Genomic DNA, 16922 nt, shown 5'->3' with positions numbered 1-16922 from the left:
GCTCTGTTTTTTTTATCATGCTTCGCTTTATTAATCTAGCAAGGTCAAACGACTGACATTGCGCACACCAGCATGGCTCATATAGTTATTTTTGATCCCTTCAACACGTAACCGTTTACCGATCACATTAGAATTCAGTTGTGGGCTATACATATTACGTTGCGACGACTCCAATTTAATATACACCGTATCCTGTGTGTTATTATCATCGCGTAGCTCTAACGCATATTTACCATTTACAGCACGGGTAATTACCCCTACGACGGTCACAGGCTCACCATTACTTAACGCGAGCACTTCTGCCACTGAAGAGTCTGTTGTTGGGGACGGTTCATTTGTACTGCCACCAGATAAGCTCAATTGCGATACCTGGCGTACCCCAGGCTGACTCATATAGCTGTCACGTACGCCTTTAACAGTTAACGTCGCATTCAGTAACTCAGGGTTCAACTGTGGGCTAAAGTCGTTACGCTGGTTGCTTTCTAGTTTAATATTAATGGTAAAATTCGCGTTGTTACTGTCTTCAAGTACCAAGGCATAGATACCATTTAACGCAGACTTAATACGCCCTGTTATTTCAATGACCTCGCCCGTCGACGACGCCAATGCTTGCTCAACAGATAAAGCCGTCGGTGCAATTTTTATATCGCTGACATATCGAATACCCGCTTCGCCCATGTAGCTATTACGCGTCCCCGTCACGATTATATTCTGGTTTAAAATCGCGGGATTTAATTGCGGGTTAAAGTCGGCACGTTGCGCGCTTTCTAGCTTCACAAATATATGGTTTGATTGCGTCGTTAAATCATTTAACTGCAAACCATAAATACCATTAACCGCGGCCGTAACTTTACCTATAACAACAACCGGCTGCCCTTGTGCTGTAGCAAGCGCATCAGTTACCGATAGTGTGCCGCCAGGTGTCGGTGTTGGATCAGGGTCTGGGTCTGGATCTGGGTTCGTGCTGGTATCACCAAAAGGCGCATTAAATGAATTGTTTTTGTATGTGTCTGTATCCCATGGATTAAACCCGCTCGCTGGCGTCCCCCATGGCTGACCATTATTCGGATCACTCATTTCTTGCGCAGCCATTGGGGTCGGCGTTACAAAACCACTGTTATGACCGTTTTGGTTATCAAAATATTGGTAACCTTCAGGCGTAGCTAGCCAGTCGATAATATTCACCGCAAGCGTGGCTGCATTGCCCGCATCGGTCCAACCTGGGTAAGTGCGCTTTGTGCTGCCAGAATCTTGGCGACGGTACTTAGGGCTAGCATCTTCAATCGGTGATGAATCACCAATAAAAGCTGCTTTACCAGCACCCGATTTAGCGATTGCCACATAAGGCCCTTCCGCTTTGCCACCAAAATACAGCCCCTGATCTTTAGCGTGTTTCCATTTAACTGGATTATCAGACTCTGAGAAATACACTAACCCCTTGGCTTTTTGTGCATCCACAACCGCAAGCGTCGCGCCAGCAGCCATTAAGATAGGTTGTACGCCTTGTGTTATGCCTTCTGTTTGAGCGCTTGACTCAACCCCACTAACACCTTGTTTATAATCAACACCGTTAAAGCGAAAGCGAATACCAAAATTCTCTACTAACCATCCCGCATTTTCTGACTTTGGGTTACGCCAATCGCCATATTCTCCGCCTAAGTTATACTTGCTTAAGTCAGAGCGGTTATAACCGTTAAATACTTCAGTGGCATCCCATGTGTTTAGGTTGCGGTCTGCATCATAATGATCAGCGACAAAAAATATACCTTTACCCGCGGCGATATATTGCTCTAGCGCTGCTTGTTCTACCATTGTAAAAGGACGATTGGTTTCCGCCAATACGAATACATCAGAGCTTTTAATAGCATCATACGTAATAATGGCTTCGTTTTGCGCACCATTGCCAGTTCGGTCGTCATAAAAGCGGATCGCGCCATCATTATTTAAATCAATGCCTCGATACTCTTTTACCGTATACCCTTGTTGTACTAACGCATCGGCAAAGTCAGAAAATGCACCGTCAATAACCCAGTCTGCGTTGCCCTCTACGCCACCATGCGACACATCAAAATAGACTGTTTTACCATTGTTATTACTCGCTGCTGGCGTTTTAACTGGCGCGACATTATTCCAGTCGTAAGCGGCGGCCGACACGCTATTTACCTGTGCAAATAAGCCTGCGCCAAGCACCATTGCCAGCGTTGTTTTATTCATACTGATCATGATTCAATTCCCGTTGAGTGTATGTGTAATGAAAGTGCTCACGCTCGTTACATAAGCAACGCGCATGAACACCAGAGCAAGCATTGCGCTTGCTCATAAGTAAATTGGCTAGTTAACCTCAGCTCTGGATAAGCGAATTTGCCCAATAAAGCTATTTTTCTCACTCTCGGCGTTGCTTTCATTTGTAATAGCCCGCTATTACTGCATAAAAGCGCCTTGATATTGAACAAAATATCATCATTGGATTGTAGTTAAGTTTTTTTCAAAACATTCTCTATTCCAAAACCCTTATCCAAACCTGAGGTTAGTTAGTTTGAGTTAGATCCAAGCGATACAAAGCAAAGCCATCAGAATTGGTTTGGTTTAACGCTTGAATATGGCCAAATTGCTGACTGTACGTTTTAGCATCGTCGCTATTTGAACTAATAAACTGAATATCAGCATGGCTATTTGGCGCAAAGCCCCAGTTCATATCTGCTGACGGATCAAGTCCTTTACCGGCATTTTGTTCACTTTGATAAGCAATGTAATCGGCCACTACCTGACGGTTTTCATTGGGTGAATCAATGACAATTTTATCTGCGCCAATGTTTGGGAAGTTACCACCACCAGACGCACGATAATTATTGGTTGCCACTAAAAACTGCTGCGCTGCGGTCACATCTTTACCCTGATATTGCAGCGACACAATGCGTTCACCGTCTGACACTTTGACACCTTTGCTGTCATAACGCGCTGGTTGCGCAACATCAATCTGGTAGGTAACACCGTCAATCACATCAAAGTTATATGACGGGAATGCTGAATTGATCAAAGACTGAGTTTCTGCACTGGCACTATCAACTTGGTTAAACTGCCCCGCAGACATCTCAAGCCATTCCTTGACTTCGGCGCCATTAAGTTTGAGGACTTTCAGCACATTCGGGTAAATATACAAATCAGCCACATTACGATACGCGATGTCACCTTGTGCAATTGAGGTGTAATCATCCGCTCCGCCTCGGCCCGCTCTAAATGGTGCACCTGCGGACAATATTGGTAAATCTGCAAGCTCAGTGCCCTGTACAATTTTTTGGGTATACCAAGTTTGCGCATCCGTCACAATTTGTATTGACGGATCATCATTAACTAGGGCAAAAAAGCTATTCACTGAGCCGGTTACTTTTGCAAAAGGCTCGTTGACCCATGTGCGTGTTTGCGTATGCTCGTGAGTGACCGCTGCTTCAACTTCCGGGTCATTATCAACCAAAGCAATCGTTTGGCGATTATTACCTGTCTCATAAATTGCTTGAAGCGAAGACTGAGAATCAGTAACTTGCCATTCACCTGCACTATATTGCAGTGTCAGATCTATCACCCCTAAATGATTACCCCAAAACCCAGGCATCACCGCAGCCACCCCATTGACCGTGCCTTTTTCTATATCAATGCCTTTATCTGCCATGCCTTCATAACGGCTACCGGGGAAGTTCGCATGCGCATGACCAAACAAAATGGCATCAATACCGGTCACTTTAGACAGGTGATAGCTGGCATTTTCTTCCATTTGTTTATGCTCAGCCACCTCAAGCCCTGAGTGCGGAATCGCAATTACAATATCAGCGCCTTTACGCTTCATTTCAGGCACATATTTGTTTGCCATTGCCACAATATCTTTTGCAATCACTTTGCCTTGTAAATTCGCTTTGTCCCACTGCATGATCTGTGGCGGCACAAAACCAATAAAACCAACTTTGACTGTGTGGCTATTGCCTTGAGTGTCTTTAAACGTTTTGTCTTGAATAAGATAGGGTGAGAATAAAGGCACATCATTCGTTTCATCATCATCACCATCATCTACAAATACGTTAGCCGAGATATAAGGAAAGTTCGCGTCATCAATCGCTTCTTCTAAAAACTCAATGCCAAAGTTAAACTCATGATTACCTATGTTTGCTACATCATAATCCAAGGTGTTCATGGCTTTATACACTGGGTGCACATCGCCTTCGGCTAAGTTTTTAACTTTGGCCATGTAATCACCTAACGGGCTCCCTTGGATCAAATCACCATTGTCTACTAACACTGAGTTGGTTGCTTGTGCACGTGCTTGATGGATCAAAGCGGCCGTTTTCACTAGCCCTACCTTATCGTCTTGCTTATCCGCAAAGTAATTGTAATTCAGCAGATTAGCATGCAAGTCTGTGGTTTCTAAGAGGCGTAATTCAATTTGTGTGCCCTGAGCTGGCGCAGGCACTGGCGCGATAACTTCTATGTCATTATTTGAATCAGAACATCCTGTAAATAGTGCAGAAGTACCGCATAAAACAGCCAATTGCAGTAATTTTGTTTTCATAATCCCTTTCTCTTTTATCATTTTTAGAGACACTACTATAGAAGGTGAAAAAGACATTTAAGCTAAAATAAAGTGGCAAATTGGTGCCAGATTTATGACAATTTTATATTTGAGAGTAAATAACAAACAGGTGAATTTAGACCGTTAATTAGTCAATTCATTCCGTATTAATAGATGATTTTTAAGCGAAAATCACAATAGCCATTTGTATTGGCCATAGGTAATATAATAAGGATAAATAAAAAGGACTCGCAATGAACACATTCTGGACTGATCTTATTTTGATGCTGAGGCGCCTTAGTTTAATGTTGGTTATTGGCATAGGGTTAAATCAGCCTGTATGTGCCAGTGTTTACCCCGTATGTTGTGGTCAAATCGTTCATAATAATGACAAATCAAATAGACAAAGCCCATTAAAGCCCCGCTCACAAACACAAGAATTTAAAGGGTTACAAAAATATGTCGACTATTTAATAAACACAGAAATTGCTCGGCACAATTTACCCGGGGTGGCTGTGTCTATCGTTAAAGATGACAAAATTGTCTTGTTAAAAGGCTACGGCTTTGCTGATCTAAATCGCAAAATAAAGGTGGACCCTAACGATACGTTGTTCCGCATAGCATCTATAACCAAAACAATGACCGCCATTGCGGTTATGCAATTGGTAGAGCAGGGCAAACTTGAAATAGATGCTGATATCAATGACTACCTAAGCGCATTTAAAATCCCTAACACATTTAATGACCCCATTACGATCCGCGCTTTACTCAGTCATCGTGCGGGTTTTGAACAGGCCGACGCTGGTAACTTGTTTGTGCAAAACCCGTTAGAGGTTTTGAGTACTGAACAATATTTGGCTACATATATGCCTCAAAGAGTGTGGCCACCCGGTCACTTGGTATCTTATTCAAACTATGGCTTTGCTTTACTTGGCCACCTAGTAGAGTTGCAATCTGGGATGAATTTAGAAACTTATATGGATCAGGCTATATTTTCCCCGCTAGGTATGAGTTATACAACATTACGAGAGCCGACAAAAAATAACACGGCCTTCACGTCTATGCAGTCGGTATTAGAAAATCATCTTGCCACAGGGTATTTTCGAAATACAAAAGACCAAAATATCGCTAAACCTTTTGAATTCACGGGGCATATTGCCGGAGCAGGAGCCGCCTCTTCAACCGCGCATGATATGGCGCTTTACATGCGTGCGCTAATGAATAATAACAATCGTTTAGTCAACCCAGATACTCACGAGCAAATGAAACAACGGCTTTACAACGATAGGCCATTAGCAACAGGTATTACACATGGTCTGTTTCATGGCGCATTTAAAGGCTATCAACAACGACATCATTCAGGCGGAACCCATACATTTTCATCTAATATGGTTATGTTCCCTGAGTTGCAATTGGGTATTTTTATTTCAACCAACGCGGTTGAGCCGCAATCTCAATTAGTGACCTCGTTAGCTACTGCAATCGTTAATAAATACTATCGACATCAGTCAACTAACCCCACAGCTGGGCTTCAGCCCGTAAAACAGACTAAACCACACTCATACAGTCAGTTTTTAAGTGAACAAATAACTCAACGGCACCTCGAAGACTACACAGGAACGTATCTAACAACGCGCCGTTCATACACCCAATTAGAAAAACTATCAGCCTTAAATAGCTTAACCACTATATCTATAAATAAGGAAGGTGAGCTCATCATGAACAATTCGGGGCACACCATAAAACTTAAACGGCTCAAAGAAAACGTCTTTCAAGGAGCATCTAAAGCGGCCCCAGTGTTTTATTTTTATCAAGATGACTCGGGAAATATCGACCGCTTTTCGGCGAGTATGTACTCTGGTGATTATGAACGAGTGGCTTTTTTGCAAAGCCCGTTGTGCTTTTATTTGGCTTTGGCGCTCGCTTCATTATTGTCGATGTCGACTTTATTGCTCAGCGCTATGCGACGCTTTAAAAGTAACACACTGAGCAGAGCCGAGCTGTTGGCATGTTGTTCCGCCGGAATGATATTAGCGGCTGTGTTGGGCTTTATTTTTATGAATGTTGTTTTAGCCGTTGATGATTATGACTTTCTTATAAACTTCCCTACGATTGAGGTAAAACTACTATTGAGTTTACTGATGGTCATTGCGCTAACCACCTTGGCTAAGATGATCTGCTTGCCAGTGATATCGCGCCTTAGCTCCCTGCCTTTATTTTATAAAATACATTATTGGCTTTTTACACTGAGCTGCTTAAGTTTTATCTATGTATTTTGGATATGGAATGCGATTGGGTTTAACTATTTTACCTAAACTTTGTATAGCTTAGGGATCAACATACTCAGACCTTGCGAATGCCCGTTGTGGAGGCCAAACAACAGTGACCTCCACAAAGAGCGTTACGGATGGTTAATGACGGTGCTCCCCCGTATCGCCATGACTATGACTTCTACGCTGCAAGTTTTGCGGCCCTGTGGTAAAACTATTATCAAGGTTGCCTTTAAAACAGCCTAATACCCATGGGAAAGTATCGGTAACATAGTAGCCATACTGGCCATCGACGGTCATACCATTACACTCATCTAAATCACCTTGATTAGCTTGGTATTCCCAGTCGCCTCTAAACTGTCCATCATAATTACTACTTGCCACCGCACCAGTGCCACCAACAGGTGTAGTGTATCCAGATACAGCTTGACGTGCGCCTCCGTTATTTTTAAGTACGTAACTCGAGGTTGCTTTACGAATAGTGCCCGTACTTGAGTCTTTAAAACAACTCCCATATATTGGGTACCCATCGGCTGCAAAACCAATCACCGCAGATGAGCGACTACCACACGTTTGGTTGAACATAGCAACAGGGTTGCCATGATAATGATATTTACCAGAAGGCTGAGTATGCGCATTGTGTGAGTCAGTGCCAAATGAATTCAAAGATGACATAGGATCATATCGCCAAGGGTTATCATTTTGGTCTGCACCACAGCCTATTTTTTCTTGTCCAATCGGCTCACTCCCCACGTCGTAGCACGCAGCAGGTAGTAAATCGAGCGTCACGCCATTGAGTAAAACGCCCTCTGTAGTCCCAATACCTTGTGCCGTTGTTGAACTGGCCAATGTGGGAGTAATTGGTACGTTATACACTAGGTTCTGCTCTGAAGCATTGGTTGCAAAAGACGCAGTCCCATCATTAAAATCATGATTTGGAATAGAGTTCATCGTAATGGTACACGTACTGTTATTCACCGTCAGCACCACATCGCCCGTAAAATCCGCCGCTCTTTTAATGTCACTTACGTTAGAGAAATAACTGCCTTCGTAATTACGACAGCTGACGGCCTCGTTAGTGAATATCTTATCTGTGATATCCACACTGGTATTACTTGCCGTCACCTTCAGTGTATCTGTTGCAGATAAAGTACCTGAGGTTACAGTTAAACTTAGCTCAAACACCCCTGCAATATCTGCGTTAAACTCCGCACTCACTTGCGCCTCATTATTAAGCTGTGCACTGCTGTTGTCGGGTTTGCTCACCAACTGCCATTGATAAGTTAAGCTTTCACCACTACTTTGGCTGCCACTGAGCGCAACAAAGTCACCAACAGTAACACTTTGGTCATCGCCAGCATTGGCAGTAGGTGCGCCAGCTTGTGCCTCTGCGGTTATCGTGACCATATCTGCCGCAGAGTTCACTTTACCGTCATTGACAACCAAAGAAAGCTGGTAAGTACCTGCGGTATCTGGCGTGAGCTGCACAGAGTCAGACGTGCTACTTGAAAGTGCCGTGTTACTTTGTGAGGGCTTACTCACGATACTCCAAGTATAACTGAGTGTATCATTATCAGCATCACTACTGAGCGAACCGGATACGGTTACCACATCCGCAACACTCACTGTTTGGTCGCTACCAGCATTGGCAATAGGTGCTTGGTTCGTGGTCGATGCTTGTGCCACCGCCGTCATTGTATCTTGGGTTGATTCAATTTGCCCATCACTGACCGTTAACCCCAGCTCATAATTACCTGCAACATCAGCGGTGAACTTTGCATTCACCAATTGTGCATCTGTTAGCGCCGCATTACTGCCATTGGGTTTAGACACAAATTGCCATTGGTAACTCAATGTATCACCATCAGGATCTTGACTTGCAGCCCCCGATAACGTGACCTCTGCGCCAGGCACCACTTGTTGATCGCTACCCGCATTCGCAATAGGCATTTGATTAACTGCGGCTGCATTCACAGTCACTGTATCTTGGCTTGAATTAACCGTACCATCATTCACAACGAGACCCACAGTATATTGCCCAGCAATATCTGGCGTGAACGTCGTGCTACTGCTTGTGGCATTGGCTAAACTAGACTGGCTTGACGCTGGCTTAGTAATAAACTGCCATTCAAATGAGAGTGTATCTCCATCGGCATCTTGGCTTTGACTGCCACTCAATGTCACAACTGCCCCCACAGAAACCGATTGCTCGCTACCCGCTTCTGCAACAGGTGCTGAATTACTCACCACCACACTGCCGCCATCATCGGTATTTGGCGTTGTCCCTGAACCGCTATCACTGCCACCTCCGCACCCACTTAGCATGCTCGAAGATACTAGCATCAACCCTAATAATCTTTGTCTTGTCATGATTTGCTCTCTTTAGATTCAACCCAGTAAGTGTTGGCAATAAGCACCGTTATTGCCACTGCGATAGTAAGAAAATTAGAAAGTAAATGTGCAAAGAGTATGTACGCACCAAATCTATACTGTTTTTTACAATAAAAGACCGTTTTCATCCTGGTGATGGGGTGAGAATTTTCAGTATTAGGAGCAAACGCCTTAAACCAACTCAAAAATATAACCTGCACTTTTGTGACGTTAGCGACTGTATATTGTGCTCTTATTCCACGTATGACTGAACTAAAACCAATACAAACCATGTTTTCCCTTTGTGAAAGCGGTTTAATATAAAGACCTAATAAATTAGCTAATAAATTATTGAAGTGAATAAAACCCAGAGAAGTTTACCTGACACACTACGTATCGTGCTTCATGGCTGCATTAGATAGCACGGAATCAAAAAAACCAACAACGCTCATAGAGTCAAAGTCCGCTTTTATTAGCAGCACAGGGCTTAGTGTCTAGTACTGTTAGCATTGCCCATCATTATTAGTACACCACTACAATCATCCCTCTTTTTTTAAAACATAAATTAGCCTAAAGGCCCAGACGTGAGGCTAAGCTTAAGTCGATATAGAAATTAGCCGTCAATCAATAGGAGTGATTTAAACTGCTCTTTGTAACGTCTTGATAGGTTTATTTTTTTACCATTTTTCAGGGTGATTTCGCTATCTCCACTGTGTATTGGCATGATCGAACAAATGGCATCTAACCGAACGGCATAACTACGATGAACCCGACAAAAACCCTGAGAAATGAGTTGCTCACTGAGCTTGGTTAACGTTGTTCTGAGCGGGTAAGCTCGCCCATTAATATGTAAATTAACATAATTCCCTGAAGACTCTATCCACTCAATCTCACTCACTTTAATAATAAACTCTTTGCCTAACTTTCTCACTAGCAAGCGTTCAAATTGCGGCTGCACTGACTCTTCGGCGCTTTGCAACACTCGAGCCTCACCTTTGAGCTGAGCCATAAAATATTGATAACCTTTTATCACTGCAATCAGAAAAGCAAAGCTCAATAAATCTTTGCGGTACTCGTATAAGAACTCATACCACAATAAGCCAAAGTCATAATCACGATTGTTACTCCAATACACAAGCTCCCTTATGCCAACCATCATACTGACATGCAACACACTAAATATAAGAGATGCTAGCAAGTAGACTGACAGTGAGCGACCCATTGCCTGAAAGTTAAATGGATAAGCTGTAAGTAAATATACAATACCCGGAACAAGCGCCAATGTACCCAATGCACTACTATATTCCCAAATAAATGGTTCCCACCATTCAAACAGTAGCTTATTCAACCGTTGCGCTTCCATAATATCTGACGTGGCATTAATGGTGTTATTAATGAAAATATACGCCGCTAAAAAACCCACACCATAAAGGTTCGAATACTGTAAAAAGTGTGGTGAACGCACCATGACCTAACCTTATTTGTTTGATGGATCTCCAGACTATCAATTAACCGAGTTTACCCCAAGTTGTTTATCCCTGTATTCCTCCGCTTATCCCTAGTAGCTGTTTTTTAAGCACATATTAATATGAATCCACCTCAAATTAAGAAAAGCTATACACATCTAATCACACCATTTTATAGGGTTATCTATGCTAAAGCGCATCATAGCATTGTGGCAATCATCAATATTTTCATTACAAACAACAGGGCGTATGGTTGAACTAGATTGGCTTAGAGTCCTTGCCTTTGGCTTATTGATTTTTTATCACACCGGCATGTTGTACGCTCAAAACTGGGGTTATCATTTTAAAAGTTCGCACATGAATACCAATATCGAAAGTTGGATGTTATTGCTATCACCATGGCGAATGGGGGTAATTTGGTTTATTTCTGGCGCAGCATTAAGTAGCATTTTACAAAAAAAACCAATGACACACGTGCTACTCAACCGCTCGATTAAAATCTTGTTGCCTTTGCTTGTAGGAGTGTGGATTGTCGTACCGATTCAGCTATATGCGCAAATGCAACAGGAAGTCGGGCTATCAATGAATTACATTGAATTTTATAGTGCTTTTTTAGACTTATCTCACCCTTTATTCACACAATACCAAGCAGGTATTTGGCCCCACGTTGATGTCAATCACCTTTGGTATCTGCGCTCACTTTGGCAATTTACTATCGGGATACTCGTCGTATTACCAATTTTACGGAGCAATTGGCTGCAAAAATTTATTCAATATTGTTTAAAACAACCGTTTATTTTCGTCTGCTTGGGGCTATTGCTCCCCCTATGGGTCCTTAAGTTAACTTGGCCAAGCGAAACATATCGCTACCCTATTGGGTTTGTGTTTTTGTTATATGGCTTTTTATTGGTACATCACACAACGTTTTTTACTCAGTTATGCCGATATTGGCAATGGCTACTTGGGTTATTCGCCTTCACATACATAATAATTGTTTATGGATACCAAGCGATTTGGCTCAGTAGCAGTAGTCTTCACTGGCAACTTGTGAGCATGAATATGATATACACGGTGCAAAGCTTACTGGGTGTATTGACAATACTGGCATTGGCCACACGCTTTTTGAAACGCCCCTCCAAGCTACTGACAAACCTAAACACGATTGTTTTCCCATTTTATATTTTCCACCAAAGCGTCATTATCGCTCTTGCTTACAGCTTAAGTACGTTAAAACTAGGCCCTTGGCTTGAAGCCTTCATTATTTTATTAGGTACATTTTTGGTATGTGCAATACTCTGCTCTATTGTCGCGCATGTTAAGATCCTACGGCCGCTCTTTGGTATGAAAACCAATTACCCGTGTTCAAAGAGGGTTACTTTAATTGGCACTATTATCTCGATCTTAGCGATAACACCTATGGCAATAAAACTATTAATATTTTAACAGGAACTACACCACTATGAGATGCCGAGCCCCTCAACATTGATGGTAGAGCTCGTTAAATGTGGGTATGTTGAACACCACCCGCCAACTGGTTGTTATATATAGTTTTATTTAGTTTTTGCCATTGTCGTTTTTGGAGTTTCCTGGGCGCATCGATAATGGTCAACGGCTATAATCATTGCTACCTTAGCCTGCTTATTAACTTTTTTTTATTGTTAACTGCCTCTAGGTGGCTCAGATTAATTATCTAGAACAGCCGTGCTTAAGCTTAAATATCGAAAAGGCACCTCCAGTCAATTTAATCCTTTTTTCAAATCAAGCCACATAAACAAACCACCCAAATTAACATTTAAGATACATTGACTCACAAAAACAAACAATTTAATATAATGATTCTCATTTGCATAAAGGAAAATTACTAAATGAAATTAATCTCAGCACTCCTAATTCTGCTGTTTTCTATCCCTGCTTTTGCCAAAAAGCCAATACGTGTCGTTGATATAGGGGTGATGGGACTCGCGTCTCACGACCTCTTTCAGTGGAACTCTGAAACCCGTGAAAATGATGAAAATGGCCGTTTTGATTTAAGTACTATTTTCGACTACGCAAATGGCACCCGAATTAATCAAGGAGGGAACCCTAAAAACGCGTCCAACGCCGCGGTGTATTCAATTACGCAAAATCTAGTCAGTTTCTATGTTGGCAAGAAAACAACCCTGCTCATGTCTAGACAAGTCACCGAAGAACAGGCGCATATCATCGCCCGCCAAAAAACACTCGAGTTTTTCATAGGTATGGTTAAAGAGTCTTATCAGCGTTTTACCAATAAAAGATTTCCCAATTACGCGCTTTCTCTAAGTGTGAATGACAACGAGCAAGGCGTGATGCGTGCCTTACACGATATTTTACCAGGAACCATAAACGTCAATCGTAACCTCACTCAAGAACAATTAACCGTCACCGACTTTTCACTCGCTATGACTCAACTATCGCCTACAGAAATGCTGCAAACAGTGAAATTCTATGATGGTGAATATGACGAAGAATACTTACACGTCGTAATTCCAAGCTTCCCTGAGCCTACAATTATCAATTTAAAAGAAATAGACCACACGTTTATCGCAGAACAAACGGACTATAACTTAGATAATATGCTCCGCGAGCTACACTTCTATGGAAGGCTTCCGTTGTTTGGCAATCTGGTTGATTTCACCAGCTTTGGGTATCACTTAGAGAACCTGTTTGCAAAAGGGATGTGTAATAAATATGCCGATGGCAGTCCAAACACTTGGAATACCATTGCCATAGACTGTTACTAAAAAATACATAGGGTCAGCTGGCTAGCTCCATAATACGGTCTGAAAATTAAAAGTATCATGACGTAAGCTTACTGACCCTCGTCGTTTACCCTACAGCACAGGTACTCACCTGTTAAAATACTGCTGTTTTAATTGAGTTATCACCTGTGTACTCACCCAATAAAGATTAGACGCACCATTGGGTTCGTTATAGCGTCCAAAGAATAAAAACTGACCATCTGGTGTAATTCTCGGCACCGTTTCTGTGTGCTTAGTATTTACTGCTGGGCCCATATTAATCGGTTTTGACCATGAGCCGTCTTTCTCTTTAAAGTAAATAAATAAATCGTGATCTTTTCTTTGTTCATCATCTGTATTTCGCGCGTTTACTAATAAGTAATCGTTTGTAGGTGACATAAAGCCATGAATACCAAATTCAATGTCTATTGGCTTAGGCACAAGAAAGCGACCCTTGTCACTTTTTGCGTAATACATTTTACGCTCTGACATATTGGTAAAAACTAAGTCTCCATTTCGCCCTTGATTCATATCAGATAACCGGCCTGTGTTGTAAGGCAATTCATATCTTTGCGCTTCACTAAAACCACTTTCAGTGCGAGTGACATACCACACACCAGACTCTTTGGAGTCTGGCTTACGGCCAGTAAAGTAAACTCTGTTATCGTTTAAGCTTGCATAAGGCAATAATTCATCGGTCATTTTACCTTTGGTAAAATTAGCCTTTTTTGGTTTTGTCCATCGCTTATTTTCAATTGTTGAATAGTAGATTTGTGGGCTTGTGTCCACGCCTTCTATTATGTCTAACGTGGTAAAATACATTGCAGTTAAGTCTGGTGAAAATGAAATACCGAATTCATAACGCCCCTCAACTGACACCATATCGGGTGCAAACAGCTCTGCCACCACGCCCGGGGTTTTCTGGCCAAACCATGGCTCCTGAAAGTCACTGAGCGATTCATTCGCACTTGCATGACTTGCCATAGTAATAGAGGCGATTAACAAACAGATTGATGAGGTAATTTTATTCATTTTATATCCTTAAACTTTCCAAAGGCAGGATGGACCCTACCTATATCCAAAATGGCTTGTTGCGCATTTATCAGTGCACTACTTTAGATCACGTTGACTTTAGACCTTGTGTATAGATCCTTCGACCTATAAATCTCATAATCTCTAACAAGATTGAAACTGCATTCAATCTACCAAATTCAAAGAAAAGTGCATGTAAACTAATGTAAAAGTTCAACAAGGGAGTGTGACTTAACGATGAGAACAGTGACAAGCTAGGAACTAAAAAAAACGTGCGGGTAGATTGTACATATACGACAAGACTTCCCTATCAAGCGCGGTTTCCAACATTACCGACAACTCAACCTTGCAGGAAAATATTTACAATATGCTGTAAATGGGGAGTTGAATATTTAAACCTTTTTATCACTTTCCCCGTCTAACATAACGATTCTAATTATGTTAACAGGCACTCCATGAAATTCTTAAGCGTTGTTCTATTTCTAACCGTTTTTATAACCACTAATACTATCGCAGCACCAGCAAAGAAAGTATTAATCGTCGTATCAAATATGGTAGACATGGGAGATCCTGAAAAGCATGATGCGCGCAATAATTTATGGGAAGTCGCCCCGCCTTATCACATTTTTTTAAACCATGGTTTTGAGGTTGATTTTGTTTCACCCAAAGGAGGCTCCGTCGAGTTCATGATGGACCCTCTAGGGATAAGTAGTTACACCATTAAATATGAAGGCTTTTTAGATAAAGCCAATAACTCTCGCTCTCCCGCCCAAATTAACCCTGCAAACTATTGGGGCGTGTATATCGGCGGCGGTTACGGCGTGATGTTTGATGTTGCTAACAACCCCAAAATTCACGCTATCATAAGCCGAGTATATGAGTCTGGCGGTGTCATAGGAGTTGGAGGACATGGTTCGGCAGGCATTGCAAACGTTACTTTATCTAACGGTGAGTTTTTAGTGAAAGGTAAAAAAGTAGCTGGGTTTCCTAATTCAACTGAAACATCTAAATCATGGGCGAAGCAAGGTACCTTGTTACCATTCCTTATCGAGAGCCAGCTGAATAAAAACGGGGCAATTGCCCTAAATAAGCAAACACTAAAAGACAAGCACGCCGTCGTCGTCGATCAGCGGATCGTTTCAACCATGTTTTTACCCTCAGCGGCACTGGTTGCAAAAGAAATGATTATATTAAATTGAGACTTTAGTAAATGACATTAATTATGCGTTAACAACACACAACTAATTAATGATGAAAACACGTTTTAAAGCCTTTTGAACATTGAATGAAAATAAAAACCGAGATATGGTTGTTTTAGAAAAATAAATTTAGAAAAAGAAAAATTCTCGACCCGTAAGTAATAATAAACATATACCAATAATTAAAAATCACAAAAAGGACATATAACGTGAGTAGACATGCGTATTTAGCAGGCATAATTTTGTTATTCTCAACTCTTAACGTGAAAAGCGTATCTGCTACATCAACGGAGAAAGATGCTATTTGGCACGCTGTGCATAATAATACTTACCGTACGATGGAAGAGTTAAAACGCGATAAATATCGTAACCCTGAAGAGGTACTAAGATTTTTTGACATAAAAGAAACATCTCAAGTCGGTGAGATAGCGCCAGGTAAAGGCTGGTATACCCATATACTTGCCCCTTTACTAAAAGACAAAGGCAAATATGTTGGTTTACAGCATAACCCCGCATACTATGGGAGACGGCCTGAATTGGCGAAAACTCTGCAAGCATACCCTGAAAAAGTGAAAAATGCGCCTGAGCTGTATGGCAATAATGCAATTGGTTCTTGGCTGCCTTCTCTTAAAGGGTTACCTGTAGATGAGGGGTCATTGGATTTTGTTTTTATTACGCGTACTCTACATCATTGGCAAAACCAAGGTCGATTAGAATTAGGCTTGAAGCAGTCATGGCAGATATTAAAAGACAAAGGTGTTCTAGCTATAGTGCAACACAGAGAAGATGAAAGCTATTCAGGCGATCGAAAGGCATCCTCAGATCGAGGACGCTGGAAACAGTCAGATCTTATTAACGTGGTTGAGTCGCTTGGTTTTAAATTAGTTGCTAGCTCTGAAATTAACGCCAACCCAAAAGATACCAAAGAGTATGAAAAAGGCGTGTGGACTTTGCCCCCGAGCCTAGCTTTAAAAGACAAAGATAAAGCAGTTTATACCGCAATCGGTGAGTCCGACCGAATGACTCTTAAATTTGTCAAAGTGGCCTTATAAAGCTTATAAAAGCACCTCGATTTAATAAGCTCGGGTGTTAAAATAGCTAATGATTTGCTTCATGATAAAGTCAATATGAAGCAAATCAACTACGGTTATAGTAAAACAATCGACATACCATTGAATAAAAAAGAACTGTTTCTCGACCAGTTAAGTTAAAAACACTATGTAAAGTAGTTAAAAATAGGTGTAACCATAACTGTATTGGTTCTATAA

General features: G+C 41.7%; 10 protein-coding genes. 5 read left to right on the top strand and 5 right to left on the bottom strand.

Translation table 11 applies throughout. The annotated features are described in order from the left end of the window. Positions 1-30: 30 nt before the first annotated feature. Both BGP78_RS18205 and BGP78_RS18200 read right to left on the bottom strand, forming a co-directional pair. Complete coding sequence (locus BGP78_RS18205; protein ID WP_119862715.1) at positions 31-2223, bottom strand: DUF6359 domain-containing protein; 2193 nt, start codon at positions 2221-2223, stop codon at positions 31-33. Positions 2224-2527: 304 nt separating this feature from the next. Then, complete coding sequence (locus tag BGP78_RS18200) at positions 2528-4558, bottom strand: bifunctional 2',3'-cyclic-nucleotide 2'-phosphodiesterase/3'-nucleotidase (protein WP_119862714.1); 2031 nt, start codon at positions 4556-4558, stop codon at positions 2528-2530. Positions 4559-4812: 254 nt separating this feature from the next. Here BGP78_RS18200 and BGP78_RS18195 point away from each other — a divergent pair, with 254 nt between their 5' ends. Further along, positions 4813-6873 (top strand): serine hydrolase, encoded by a 2061-nt coding sequence (locus BGP78_RS18195; RefSeq protein WP_119862713.1) that lies wholly within the window; start codon positions 4813-4815, stop codon positions 6871-6873. Positions 6874-6969: 96 nt separating this feature from the next. Here BGP78_RS18195 and BGP78_RS18190 read toward each other — a convergent pair whose 3' ends face one another. Together BGP78_RS18190 and BGP78_RS18180 are read right to left on the bottom strand one after the other, a co-directional pair. After that, positions 6970-9198 (bottom strand): YHYH protein, encoded by a 2229-nt coding sequence (locus BGP78_RS18190; RefSeq protein WP_119862712.1) that lies wholly within the window; start codon positions 9196-9198, stop codon positions 6970-6972. Positions 9199-9811: 613 nt separating this feature from the next. After that, positions 9812-10666, bottom strand: a complete 855-nt coding sequence (locus tag BGP78_RS18180) for a LytTR family DNA-binding domain-containing protein (RefSeq protein ID WP_119862710.1) — start codon at positions 10664-10666, stop codon at positions 9812-9814. A gap of 184 nt (positions 10667-10850) precedes the next feature. Between BGP78_RS18180 and BGP78_RS18175 the strand changes: the two genes are divergently transcribed. After that, positions 10851-12107: an acyltransferase gene (locus BGP78_RS18175; protein ID WP_119862709.1), complete on the top strand. Its 1257-nt coding sequence runs from the start codon at positions 10851-10853 to the stop codon at positions 12105-12107. 422 nt (positions 12108-12529) lie between these two features. Then, positions 12530-13426 carry a hypothetical protein gene (locus BGP78_RS18170; protein WP_119862708.1) on the top strand — a complete coding sequence of 299 codons (897 nt, stop codon included), beginning with the start codon at positions 12530-12532 and terminating at the stop codon, positions 13424-13426. Between the two features lie 105 nt (positions 13427-13531). Here the strand turns inward: BGP78_RS18170 and BGP78_RS18165 are convergent, their stop codons facing one another. Continuing rightward, positions 13532-14455: a hypothetical protein gene (locus tag BGP78_RS18165; RefSeq protein WP_119862707.1), complete on the bottom strand. Its 924-nt coding sequence runs from the start codon at positions 14453-14455 to the stop codon at positions 13532-13534. 455 nt (positions 14456-14910) lie between these two features. Here BGP78_RS18165 and BGP78_RS18160 point away from each other — a divergent pair, with 455 nt between their 5' ends. Both BGP78_RS18160 and BGP78_RS18155 read left to right on the top strand, forming a co-directional pair. Then, positions 14911-15654: a DJ-1/PfpI family protein gene (locus BGP78_RS18160; protein ID WP_119862706.1), complete on the top strand. Its 744-nt coding sequence runs from the start codon at positions 14911-14913 to the stop codon at positions 15652-15654. A gap of 209 nt (positions 15655-15863) precedes the next feature. Then, complete coding sequence (locus BGP78_RS18155; protein ID WP_119862705.1) at positions 15864-16706, top strand: class I SAM-dependent methyltransferase; 843 nt, start codon at positions 15864-15866, stop codon at positions 16704-16706. Positions 16707-16922: the final 216 nt, after the last annotated feature.

The organism is Pseudoalteromonas sp. MSK9-3 (assembly GCF_003590335.1).
In the GTDB taxonomy this organism is placed as follows: Bacteria; Pseudomonadota; Gammaproteobacteria; order Enterobacterales; family Alteromonadaceae; genus Pseudoalteromonas.
Note: the sequence above shows the minus strand (reverse complement) of the source record. Positions and strands in the feature narration are given on the sequence as shown.